Origin of the sequence: Synechococcus sp. Minos11, assembly GCF_014279855.1 — a bacterium.
Lineage (GTDB): Bacteria > Cyanobacteriota > Cyanobacteriia > PCC-6307 > Cyanobiaceae > RCC307.
On record NZ_CP047953.1, the window covers coordinates 64,674 to 76,719 of the forward strand.

The following is a 12,046-nucleotide window of genomic DNA, read 5'->3' on the forward strand; positions in this document are numbered from 1 at the left end:
CGGCTCAATCTATGGGGGTTATCAACTACTCGGCTGCTTTGGTCTTGCTCTTGCTGGTTTTGGCGGCGGGCTTGGCCTTGGCTTGGCCTTCAGCAGCTGGCTCCTTCTCGGCTTTGGCTTTGCTGCTTTTGGCTTTGCTGGCTTTGGCGGGTTTGTCTTCGGAGGCAGGGTCCACCATGGTCAGCTTGGCGTTCTCCTCGAGCCAGCTCAGCAGCGTTTCGCGCAGCAGGTCTTCGGCCACCGCATCGCGCAGCCGTTGAGGATCGATCTTGTTGGTGTCGCTGAAACCAGCGCTCACCTCTTTGATTTTGGCTTCGAGGTCTTTGTCGGCCACGCTGATGCCCTCAGCTTTGGCCAGTGCCTTGAGGGCCAGGCTGCGTTGCAGTCGCTCGGTGGCCTCACCGCGGGAGGCTTGGGCCAGGTTTTGCACCGTTTCTGGCGTGAATAGCTTTTTCACGTCCATGCCCTGCTGAGCCATTTGGGCAGCGGTTTCCTGCAGCAGGCTGTTGATTTCTTCTTTGATCAGGCTTTCGGGCAGTTCCACTTCCAGCTGATCCACCAGAGCCTTCAGCAGAGCTTCGTGGCGGTTGTTCTTCTGACGCTGCTCAGCGTCTTGCTTGAGCCGGCTCTCTAAGTCCTCACGCAGTTCGCTCAGGGTCTTTTTGTCACTGGCCTGCTGGGCGAAGGCGTCATCGAGTGCCGGCAGTTCGCGACCTTTGAGCTCATCGAGGCTGATCGAGAACAGCGCCTTGCGCCCGCGGCAGGTCTCTTCGGGGTAGTCGTCGGGGAATTGGCAGTCCACATCTTTTTTGTCGCCGGGCTTCATGCCCACCACGCCCTCGACGAAGCCGCTGATCATGCGGCCCTCTTCGAGTTCCACATCGAGGCCATTGGCGCTGCCACCTTCGATGGCGCTCTTGTCATCGCTGAACACGCCGCTGAAGCTCACGACGGCCACATCACCCATCGCGGCAGCCCGGTCGCTCACCGGAACCAAGGTGGCGAGCTGGCGGCGGGATTGATCGAGCAGTTCATCCACCCGGGCTGGGTCGTAGGCCACGGATTCCGCTTCAGCGCTGAGCCCTTTGGTGCTCTTCAGCGTTGGTGTGGGGGCCACATCCATTTCCAGGGTGACGACCAATTCCTTGGCCGGATCGAATTTCTCCAGCAGCTCCTCAAAGTTGCCGCTCAGGGAGGGTTGGCCCAGGACTTCAACCTTCTCCTGTTCGACCGCATCACGCAGCACGCTGTCGACCAGGTCTTCCAAGGCGGATGCCTTGACGCGAAGGGGGCCGATTTGCTGCAACAGCACGGGTTTGGGAACACGTCCTTTGCGGAAGCCAGGCAGGCGCACGCTGCGGCTGAGCCTGTCCACAGCGGCCTCGTATGAGGCCTTGCAGCGGCCGGCGGGAACACCCACCTCCAGGGCCAGACGGCTGCCGGGAAGGCTGGATGTCTTGACCTTGAGAGCGGTGGTCATCGGGTGGGGCGCAGCAAACCAAGCCAGCGATCCTAGAAAGTGATGGTCCGATGGCCAGCTTTGGAGCCATTGCGTATTGTTCCTCTGGCGAAAGCAAAGAGCTGCAGATCCGCTCGCTTGTTGCCAAGACCTGTTGTTATCCCGTTAGTCCCGCTTGACCTTCGCCTCAGCAGCGATTCCCCCCACCGTCGCCATCCTTGGCGCCACTGGGGCTGTTGGACAGGAACTGCTGACCCTGCTTGAGGAGCGCTCCTTCCCGCTGAAGCAGTTGCGCTTGCTGGCTTCTCCCCGTTCAGCTGGCCAAACGGTGGCGTTCAAAGGTCAAACCTTGACCGTGGAGCCGGTGAGCGCTGAAGCCCTCAGCGGCGTTGATGTGGTGTTGGCCTCCGCCGGCGGCTCTGTGTCTCGTCAGTGGGCCCCGGTGGCCGTTGAGCAGGGCGCTGTGGTGATCGATAACTCCAGTGCCTTCCGCATGGATCCGGCGGTGCCATTGGTGGTGCCTGAGGTGAACCCACAAGCTGCGCTGACCCACCAAGGAATCATTGCCAACCCCAACTGCACCACGATCCTGCTGACCCTGGCCCTGGCCCCCTTGGCCGCCCTGCGCCCGCTGCGGCGTGTGGTGGTGAGCACTTACCAATCAGCCAGCGGCGCTGGTGCGCGCGCCATGGAAGAGCTGCGTCAACTCAGCCGCACCGTGCTCGATGGTGGTGAAGCGCGCAGTGAAGTGCTGCCCCATTCCCTGGCGTTCAACTTGTTTCTGCATAACTCTCCGCTGCAGGCCAATGGCTATTGCGAAGAGGAGCTCAAGATGCTCAATGAAACCCGCAAGATCATGCAGCTGCCGGAGCTGAGCCTTTCGGCCACTTGCGTTCGCGTTCCGGTGCTTCGGGCCCATTCCGAAGCGGTCAACATTGAATTTGAAGCACCTTTGAGCGTGGCTGAAGCCCGCGCAGCCCTCGCCCAAGCGCCAGGGGTTGAGTTGATCGAAGACTTCGAGGCGAACCGCTTCCCGATGCCGACCGATGTGACTGGCCGTGATCCCGTGGCGGTGGGCCGTATTCGCCAGGACCTCAGTCATCCTCAGGCGCTTGAGCTCTGGCTCTGTGGCGATCAGATCCGTAAAGGCGCGGCCCTGAACGCAGTGCAAATCGCTGAGCTGTTGTTGGAGGCAGCCCGATGAGCAGTCTTAGTGCTGCTCCTTTTGGACGTGTTGTCACCGCGATGGTGACGCCGTTTGCAGCCGATGGATCCCTGGATCTTCCCTTGGCAGCTCGCCTGGCTCAGCACCTGGTCGCCCATGGTTCTGATGGCCTATTGGTTTGCGGCACGACTGGTGAATCCCCCACCCTCAGTTGGGATGAGCAGCTGGCGCTGATCAAAACCGTTCTCGATGCAGTGGGAGAGAAGGTGCCCGTTTTGGCCGGAACGGGCAGCAACAGCACCGCTGAAGCGGTGGAAGCCACCCGCGAAGCCGCTGCCCTGGGTGCCCATGGGGCCCTGGTGGTTGTGCCCTACTACAACCGCCCGCCGCAGGAAGGGCTGGAGGCCCATTTCCGCGCAGTTGCGGCCTCAGCTCCTGAGCTGCCATTGATGCTTTACAACATTCCCGGCCGTACTGGCTGCAGCCTGCATCCAGCCACAACGGCTCGTTTGCTGGATTGCGACAACGTTGTGGCTTACAAGGCCGCCAGCGGCAACACCAGCGAAGTCAGTGCGTTGCGTTTGGCCTGTGGTTCACGGTTGGCCATCTATAGCGGCGATGATGGCTTGACGTTGCCAATGTTGGCCGCAGGAGCGGTGGGCGTGGTCAGCGTCACCAGCCATTTGGCTGGCGTTGAACTCAGCGCGATGATTGATCACTACATGGCCGGACGTCACGCTGAAGCCTTAGCCCTGCATGAGCGGCTCCTCCCTTTAATGGAGGGTCTGTTTTGCACCAGCAATCCAACTCCGGTCAAAGCGGCGTTGGAACTTCAGGGATGGCCTGTCGGTGCTCCCCGTCTGCCCTTGATGCCAGCCGATAGCTCCGTCCGTGACACCCTCTCCACCCTGATGGCCGCCCTGCGTCCCACTTGACTCCTGGCGAAGGACGGGCCCTGGCCCCGTTTGTGTTTGCGTCAATTTCTCTCTTTTTTATATGAGCTCCAACGGTTCCAAGACCCAACAGCCCACCTTGCGGGTGATCCCCCTGGGCGGCTTGCACGAGATCGGAAAGAACACCTGTGTTTTTGAATTCGGCGACGACCTGGTTCTGATTGATGCCGGTCTGGCGTTCCCCAGCGACGGCATGCACGGGGTGAACGTGGTGATGCCAGACACCAGCTTCCTGCGCGAGAACCAAAAGCGCATTCGCGGCATGATCGTCACCCATGGTCATGAAGACCACATCGGTGGCATCTCCCACCACCTCAAGCACTTCAACATTCCGATCATTTACGGCCCGCGTTTGGCCCTGTCCCTGCTCGAGGGAAAGATGTCGGAAGCCGGCGTCGCTGACCGCACGGTGCTGCAGACGGTGACCCCGCGTGAAGTGGTCAAGCTCGGCCAGCACTTCAAGATTGAGTTCATTCGCAACACCCACTCGATGGCCGACAGCTATTCGCTTGCGGTGACCACTCCTGTGGGCACGGTGATCTTCACCGGTGACTTCAAGTTCGACCACACCCCGGTCGATGGTGAGCACTTTGATATGGCTCGCCTAGCCCACCACGGTGATCAGGGTGTGCTTTGCCTGTTCAGTGATTCGACCAACTCGGAAGTGCCGGGCTTCTGCCCGCCCGAGCGCTCGGTGTTCCCCTGCCTGGATCGCCGCATTGCTGAAGCCGAAGGTCGCGTGATCATCACCACCTTCGCCAGCTCGATTCACCGGGTGGCCATGGTGCTGGAACTGGCAATGAAAAACGGCCGCAAGGTGAGCTTGTTGGGTCGCTCGATGCTGAATGTGATCGCCAAAGCACGGGAGCTCGGCTACATGCGCTGCCCCGATGATCTGTTCGTGCCGATCAAGCAGATCCGTGACCTGCCGGATCGCGAAACCCTGCTGCTGATGACCGGTAGCCAAGGGGAGCCGCTGGCCGCTTTGAGCCGGATTTCACGCGGTGAGCATCCCCAAGTTCAGGTCAAGAGCACCGACACGATCATCTTCTCGGCCAGCCCCATCCCCGGGAACACCATCTCGGTGGTCAACACCATTGACCGCCTGATGATGCTGGGCGCCAAGGTTGTGTATGGCAAAGGCGAGGGCATCCACGTGTCCGGTCACGGCTTCCAGGAAGACCAGAAGCTGATGCTGGCGCTGACCAGGCCCAAGTTCATGGTGCCCGTGCACGGCGAGCACCGGATGTTGGTGCAACACGCCCGCACGGCCCATTCCATGGGTGTGCCAGAAAACAACACCCTGATCATCGACAACGGTGATGTGGTGGAGCTCACCGCTGATTCGATCCGCAAGGGTGATCCGGTGAAAGCGGGCATCGAGCTGCTCGATAACTCCCGCACCGGCATCGTTGATGCGCGGGTGCTTAAAGAGCGTCAGCAGCTCGCCGAAGACGGTGTTATCACCCTGCTGGCTGCTGTCAGCGTTGACGGAAAGATGGTGGCCCCGCCCCGGGTCAATCTGCGTGGTGTGGTCACCACCGCTGAGCCCCGCAAGCTCTCGATGTGGGCCGAGCGCGAGGTGAACTGGGTGCTGGACAACCGCTGGAAGCAGCTGTGCCGCAACACCGGCGGCAAGGCTCCTGAGGTGGATTGGATTGGTGTGCAGCGGGAGATTGAAGTGGGGCTGCAGCGCCGCTTGCGCCGTGAGCTTCAGATTGAGCCGCTGATCATTTGCCTGGTGCAGCCCGCTCCGGCCGGCACGCCGCCATACAAGTCCAAGGCGATGGAGGAAAAGGACGACCGTCCGGCACCGCGTCACCAGCGCAACAACGACCGCGGTGGCGATCGCAACAACGACAACCGCCAGCGCCGCCGCCGTTCCACCGCTGTGGCGGGTTAAGCCTCGGCGCTGAGATCCACCAATAACCACCCATCGGCCAGCGCTTGTTCGCTGGCCGTTTTTGTTGCTCGCTTGTCTTCAGCCTGTGCTGGCTTGGGTTCGGGCTGTGGGGTTTCGGGTTCCGCCGCCGCGTCGGCCAGGCTGCTGAGGTCGGCGGCATCATCAGCGGGATCTGGTTCTGGTGCAGATTCCCCCGGTTCAGCAGGTGCGGGCTCCAGGTTGACGCCGCACTGGCTTAAGCCCTCGATGGCGAGATCGCGGTAAGGCCCTTCGGCTTCCAGTTCCAACACCCGCTGGTAGCTGGTGATGGCAGCTGGCTCATCATGCAAGCCAAAACTGCTCACGTAGCCCTGCAGCAAAAGGCAGCGCAGGTCGTTGGGTGATTCGGCCAACAAGGTGTTGAGCAGCTGTTGCGCCGCTGTGAAGTCACGCTCCTGATAGGCCTGCTCGGCCATGACGTAGCTGACCTCTGTTTGGGGTTCTTGTTGGAGCTTGGCCGGCTCTGGTTCAGGCTCTGGATCTGGTTTTGCTGTGGTCTGTCTTGGTTGCTCAGGCCGCGGCTTGAGTTCAGCGAGCCAGGGCGCTGCCGCCGGCTGTTCGTTCTCGTCTGCTGGTTCTTGTGTTTGGGCTGGCTCAACGGTGGGCTCTGCCGTCTTGGCTTGCCGCTCACTGACGGGGCAATGCTTCAGGCCCTCAAGGGCCAAGTCGTGATAGGGCCCCTCAGTTGCCAGTTCCAGCACCCGGCGGTAGCTGCTGGCGGCCGCGGCGGTGTCTTGAAAGCCATAGAAGTGGATGTAGGCCTGCAGCAGCAGAGCGCGGGGATCATCAGGCTGCTCTGTTAGGTGCTCGTTGAGTAGCTCTTGAGCCTCAGCAAAGCGGTGCTCGCCATAGGCCTGCTCAGCGGCGTCGTAGCCCATCAATCAGAGGCTGCCGGGGGGATCAGTTTCAGCATGCAGGCTTCAGCCTGCAGCTGCCAGCCATGGCTCAAGGCAATGGGCGGCCGTCGCCCTGGCTTTTGCAGTTGCCGCCAGATTTCTGTGGTGAGTGCGGCGCTGAGCTGCTGCTGGCTGGTCTGCTGCACCCAGCGATGCAGCAGACGTTTTTGTAGCTCGATGGGTTGCTCCTGCCAGCGTTGGCGGTTGAGATCAGTACGGCCCGGTTCTCTGCGGATGGCTTCAAGGGCTAAAGCCTCTAGTGCGCTGTGCTGGCCCTCCAGCTCCTCCAGCAGTTGAGCCGCGCGTGCCAAATGCTGTGTGGCTCCAGGGTTCAAGGCTTCCAGCTCAGGAATTACATCCAGCCGCAGGCGATTGCGGCTGAATTGGCGATCGGCGTTGGTGCTGTCGTGCCATACAGGCAGGCCCAGTTGCTCGCAGCAGGCTTGGGTGTCGGCGCGGCTAAAGGCCAGCAGGGGCCTCACCACTGTGATGCCGGCGCCCAGGGGCCGCGTGTGCCGCAGGCTCGAGAGCCCCGTGAGATCGGCACCGCGGATCAGGTGAAACAGCAGGGTTTCAGCCCGATCAGTGGCGGTGTGTCCGGTGAGCACCAGCGGGCAGCTGCTGGTTTCCGCCTGCCGCTGCAGGCGTTCGTAACGCCATTGGCGAGCTGCCGCTTCGCTTTTGGGAGCGGGCTCAGCGCAGTCCACCGTTAAGGGCAGACCCCATTGGGCCGCCAATTGCTGCAGATGCTGGGCATTGGCTGCGGCGTCTTGGCGCCAGTTGTGGTTGCCATGCCAGAGCTGTAGCTGCCAGTGGTGCTGCTCGCGCAGATCCAGCAGCAGGCGCGTGAGCGCTAGGGAATCCTGGCCGCCGGAGATGGCAATCAGTAGGCCGCTGCCTTGGGGCAGCAGGCTTGGATCATCCAGCAGGAGTTGGTGCAGCCTGTGGTGCCAGCGGCTCCAGGGTTGCTTGCCAGATGGGAGGATGGTTCTCATCCGATGCCGTTGGGTATGTCCCCTGCTGCCAGCCTGCCAACTTCCTTGCAGCGTGCACTTGAGCAACGTCGTCTGCTCAAGGTGATCGCCGGTCTCGCCAACTTTGACTCTGCATCCGTGGCGCGCGTGGCACGGGCCGCCGCCGCTGGTGGTGCTGATTTGGTGGATGTGGCCTGCGACCCCAAGCTGGTGGCGTTAGCTGCGGCTGAATCCGGTCTGCCGATCTGCGTGTCAGCTGTGGATCCTGAACTGTTTCCGGCGGCTGTCGCGGCCGGTGCCGCCATGGTGGAGATCGGCAACTACGACAGCTTTTATCCCCAGGGCCGCCTGTTTGATGCTGCGGAGGTGCTGGAACTCACCCGCCGCACCCGTCAGCTGCTGCCTGAGGTCACCCTGTCGGTGACAGTGCCCCACACCCTGCCCCTGGATCAGCAAGAGCTACTGGCCATTGATCTGGTGGATGCTGGCGCTGATTGGATTCAGACCGAAGGCGGCACCAGTGCCAACCCCCTCAGTCCAGGGGTTCAGGGCCTGATTGAAAAGGCGTCACCAACCTTGGCTGCCGCTCATGTGATCAGCAGGGCTGTTGCTGTGCCGGTGCTCTGCGCTTCTGGCCTTTCGGCGGTGACGCTGCCGTTGGCTCAGGCTGCTGGAGCGGCTGGTGTGGGTGTGGGCTCTGCCATCAACCGCCTTAGCGATGAGCTGGCCATGGTGGCGGTGGTGCGCGCTCTGCGTGATGCTCTGTCCGCTCTGAACCCTGTGCAGGTCTGAACTGCCTAGAGTCGCGGCCCCGGTCCTGAGTCGGTGGATTTCCGCCTCGAAGCCCCCTACAGCCCCAACGGCGATCAACCGACGGCGATCGAGACCCTGGTGCAGGGTGTCGAAGGGGGGCAGCGCTATCAGACCCTGCTGGGTGCCACGGGCACGGGCAAAACGTTTTCGATCGCCAATGTGATTCAGCGCACCGGCCGTCCGGCGCTGGTGCTGGCCCACAACAAAACCCTGGCGGCGCAGCTCTGCAACGAGCTGCGCCAATTCTTTCCGCACAACGCGGTCGAATATTTCATCTCTTACTACGACTATTACCAGCCCGAGGCCTATGTGCCGGTCTCGGACACCTACATCGCCAAGACCGCGTCGATTAACGAAGAGATCGACATGCTGCGCCACTCAGCAACCCGCTCGCTGTTTGAGCGTCGCGATGTGATCGTCGTTGCCTCGATCAGCTGTATCTACGGCCTTGGTATCCCCTCGGAATACCTCAAGGCGGCCGTGCCATTCAGCGTTGGCGAAACCTTGAATCTGCGTGGTTCGCTGCGGGAGTTGGTCAACAACCAATACAGCCGCAACGACACCGAAATCGCCCGCGGTCGTTTTCGCGTCAAAGGGGATGTGCTGGAGATCGGGCCCGCCTACGAAGACCGCTTGGTGCGCATTGAGCTCTTTGGCGACGAGGTGGAAGCGATTCGCTATGTCGACCCCACCACGGGCGAGATCTTGCAGAGCCTGGAGACGATCAACATCTATCCGGCCAAGCACTTTGTGACCCCTAAAGATCGGCTGGAATCAGCCGTTGGCGCGATTCGCCAGGAGCTGCGCGATCGACTCGATTGGCTCAACGCCAATGGCAAGTTGCTGGAAGCCCAGCGGCTCGAGCAGCGCACCGTCTACGACATCGAGATGTTGCAGCAGGTTGGCTACTGCAACGGCGTTGAAAACTATGCACGTCACTTGGCTGGGAGGGAAGCAGGAACCCCTCCGGAGTGCCTAATCGATTACTTCCCTGATGATTGGTTGCTGGTCGTTGATGAAAGCCATGTCACCTGCTCGCAGCTGCAGGCCATGTACAACGGCGACCGCTCGCGCAAGCAGGTGCTGATCGACCATGGCTTCCGTCTTCCCAGCGCTGCCGACAACCGCCCTTTGAAAGGCACTGAGTTCTGGGACAAAGCCAAACAAACCATCTTTGTCAGCGCCACGCCCGGCGACTGGGAGATGGAGGTCAGCGATGGGCAGGTGGCGGAGCAGGTGATTCGCCCCACCGGGGTGCTTGATCCCCTCATTGAAGTGCGGCCCTCGGGTGGGCAGGTGGATGATCTGCTCGGTGAGATCCGTGTGCGCGCTGAGCGCAATGAGCGGGTTTTGGTGACCACGCTCACCAAACGCATGGCGGAGGACCTCAGCGACTACCTGGCGGAAAACCAGGTCAAGGTGCGCTACATGCACTCGGAGATTCACTCCATTGAGCGCATCGAGATCATTCAGGACCTGCGCAATGGCGAGTACGACGTCTTGGTGGGTGTCAACCTGCTGCGGGAAGGCTTGGATCTACCCGAGGTCTCCCTGGTGGCGATCTTGGATGCCGACAAAGAAGGCTTCCTGCGGGCGGAACGCTCGTTGATCCAGACCATTGGCCGAGCGGCCCGCCACGTCAGTGGCGTTGCTTTGCTCTACGCCGACAACATGACCGATTCGATGGTCAAGGCCATCAGTGAAACGGAACGGCGGCGCGCCATTCAGATGGCCTACAACGAAAAACACGGCATTACGCCGCATGCTGCCGGTAAGAAATCAACCCACAACCCGATCCTGGCGTTCCTTGAGATGTCGCGGAAGCTCAATGATGAGCAGCTCGATGAGGCGGTGGAAGAGGCCAAGCAAGATGCCGTGCCCCTGGAGAACCTTCCTGAGCTCATTCAGCAGCTGGAAGAGCGCATGAAAGGAGCGGCCTCCAAGCTTGATTTTGAGGAAGCCGCCAATTTGCGCGATCGCATCAAGCAGCTGCGCCAAAAACTGGTGGGCAAAGCCTGAGCCTTAGCCGTTCCATTCGCTGCCTTGCGCTTGATGTTGGCTCTCCCCATTGAGGCCAAAGGCCTGGTGCACCGCTTGCAGAGCACCGATTCCATCGTCTTCAGGAACCACGCAACTGATGCGGATTTCGCTAGTGGCGATCATCTCGATATTGATCCCAGCGTCTGCTAATGCCCGGAACATTTTTGCGGCACTGCCAGGCGTTGAGGGCATGCCAGCTCCGACGGCACTGACCCGGGCAATCGCCTTGCCTTCAACGAGCTCAGCACCAGGCCAGAGTTTGAGCAAGGGCCGCAGGGCCTCACTGGCTCGGCTCAGATCGTCTCGCGGCAGCGTGAAAGCAATGTCGCGGCAGAGCCCCAGATCGGTTTGGCGTTGACGCTCGGACTGCACGATGGTGTCGAGGCTGATGCCGCCATCGGCCAAGGCCCGGCAGAGGGCCGCCGCTGATCCCGGGCGATCCGGTACGGCGGTCACCGTGAGTTGGGCTTGATCGCGATCGAGGGCCACACCTCGCACATCAGGCTCCCCTTCCCCACCCGGTAAGGGGTTGTGCTGGAGCTGGTGGTCATCCAGTTCAAACACTTGAGCAGCAGTGCGCAGGGCTTTGGCGGCTTGTTCGCCCTGAATCAGGCAGCTCACCTTCACCTCGCTGGTGGCGATCATGCGCAGGCTGATGCCCACCTTGCTGAGCCCGTCAAACAGTTGGGCGGCAACTCCAGGTCGCCCCATGATCCCGGCACCGCCAATGCTGAGTTTGGCGAGCCCGCTTTGCACCTGCAGCTGACTTCCCTCTCCTAGGTGCTCGCGGCAGAAGGCCTCAGCGGCCGGCAGCTCAGCCTCCGCCAGGGTGAAGGCGATGTCATTGCTGCTGCCGTCGTGGGTGGCTTGCACGATCAGGTCGACGTTCAGGCCAGCGGCGCCGAGCCCTTCAAACAAGCGAGCGGCTACCCCGGGTTCATCGGGTACATGGGCCAGGGCCACCACGGCCTGGCCTTCCAGCAGTTCGGCCCGGTCCACGGGTTTGCCCAGCTCCAATCCTTCACTGCCAATCCGCCGGCTCGGTTGACTGAACAGGCGTGTTCCTGGCTCGTCGCTCCAACTGGATCGCACGATCAGAGGAACGCCGTAGTTTCTGGCGATTTCCACCGCCCTTGGGTGCAGAACAGCCGCACCCAGGCTGGCCAGTTCCAACATTTCATCGCAGCTCACCTGAGTCATCAGCTGGGCTTCCGGCACCTTGCGGGGATCGGTGGTCAGCACACCCGGCACGTCGGTGTAGATCTCACAGGCATCAGCTCCCAGTGCTGCCGCTAAGGCCACCGCTGATGTGTCCGAGCCTCCGCGGCCCAGGGTTGTGATTTCCGGGGTTCCCGCGCTGCCGGTGCTGGTGCCTTGAAAGCCAGCCACCACCACCACATGGCCATCGTGCAGCCGGCGTTTGACCCGTTCGGTGCGCACTTCCAAGATCCGGGCGCGGCCATGGGCCGACTCGGTGACGATCCCCACCTGGGGCCCCGTCATCGACGTCGCTGCAACACCTTCGGCCTGAAGGGCCATCGAGAGCAAGGCAATCGACACCTGCTCACCGGTGGCCAGCAGCATGTCCATTTCCCTCTGGGGGGGATCGGGATTGAGGGCGCGGGCCAGGGCTGTGAGCTCATCAGTGGTGTGGCCCATCGCGGAGACCACCACCACCAGGTCATGGCCATCGAGGCGAGCTGCAGCGACGCGCTTAGCAACGGCCTGGATGCGCTCCACGCTGCCCACGGAGGTGCCCCCGTATTTCTGAACCAGCAGCGCCATTGATCAAGCGATCCAGCTG

At 61.7% G+C, this 12,046-nt stretch carries 9 protein-coding genes; 5 read left to right on the forward strand and 4 right to left on the reverse strand.

What is annotated here, in order from left to right; translation table 11 throughout:
* Positions 1-25 precede the first annotated feature (25 nt).
* Positions 26-1,480 carry a trigger factor gene (tig, locus tag SynMINOS11_RS00345; protein ID WP_186549045.1) on the reverse strand — a complete coding sequence of 485 codons (1,455 nt, stop codon included), beginning with the start codon at positions 1,478-1,480 and terminating at the stop codon, positions 26-28.
* A 154-nt stretch (positions 1,481-1,634) separates the two neighbouring features.
* On the opposite strand from tig, the gene SynMINOS11_RS00350 reads away from it, so the two are divergent.
* The 3 genes from SynMINOS11_RS00350 (at position 1,635) to SynMINOS11_RS00360 (ending at position 5,480) form a co-directional block, all read left to right on the forward strand.
* A complete protein-coding gene (locus SynMINOS11_RS00350; protein ID WP_186549047.1) occupies positions 1,635-2,663 on the forward strand; it encodes an aspartate-semialdehyde dehydrogenase in 1,029 nt (342 codons plus the stop codon).
* Positions 2,660-3,559, forward strand: coding sequence for a 4-hydroxy-tetrahydrodipicolinate synthase (gene dapA, locus SynMINOS11_RS00355; protein ID WP_186549049.1), 900 nt, complete (start codon positions 2,660-2,662; stop codon positions 3,557-3,559). Before SynMINOS11_RS00350 ends, dapA begins: the two co-directional genes overlap by 4 nt.
* Before the next feature lie 61 nt (positions 3,560-3,620).
* Complete coding sequence (locus SynMINOS11_RS00360) at positions 3,621-5,480, forward strand: ribonuclease J (protein WP_186549051.1); 1,860 nt, start codon at positions 3,621-3,623, stop codon at positions 5,478-5,480.
* On the opposite strand, the gene SynMINOS11_RS00365 is transcribed toward SynMINOS11_RS00360, so the two are convergent.
* Positions 5,477-6,397: a hypothetical protein gene (locus SynMINOS11_RS00365; RefSeq protein WP_186549052.1), complete on the reverse strand. Its 921-nt coding sequence runs from the start codon at positions 6,395-6,397 to the stop codon at positions 5,477-5,479. The genes SynMINOS11_RS00360 and SynMINOS11_RS00365 overlap by 4 nt on opposite strands.
* On the reverse strand, positions 6,397-7,410 hold the full coding sequence (tilS, locus tag SynMINOS11_RS00370) for a tRNA lysidine(34) synthetase TilS (RefSeq protein ID WP_186549054.1): 1,014 nt from the start codon (positions 7,408-7,410) through the stop codon (positions 6,397-6,399). Before tilS ends, SynMINOS11_RS00365 begins: the two co-directional genes overlap by 1 nt.
* A gap of 15 nt (positions 7,411-7,425) precedes the next feature.
* On the opposite strand from tilS, the gene SynMINOS11_RS00375 reads away from it, so the two are divergent.
* Positions 7,426-8,181 (forward strand): DUF561 domain-containing protein, encoded by a 756-nt coding sequence (locus SynMINOS11_RS00375; RefSeq protein ID WP_186549056.1) that lies wholly within the window; start codon positions 7,426-7,428, stop codon positions 8,179-8,181.
* A gap of 33 nt (positions 8,182-8,214) precedes the next feature.
* A complete protein-coding gene (uvrB, locus tag SynMINOS11_RS00380; RefSeq protein WP_186549058.1) occupies positions 8,215-10,221 on the forward strand; it encodes an excinuclease ABC subunit UvrB in 2,007 nt (668 codons plus the stop codon).
* 3 nt (positions 10,222-10,224) lie between these two features.
* Here the strand turns inward: uvrB and SynMINOS11_RS00385 are convergent, their stop codons facing one another.
* A complete protein-coding gene (locus SynMINOS11_RS00385; RefSeq protein WP_186549060.1) occupies positions 10,225-12,027 on the reverse strand; it encodes an aspartate kinase in 1,803 nt (600 codons plus the stop codon).
* Positions 12,028-12,046: the final 19 nt, after the last annotated feature.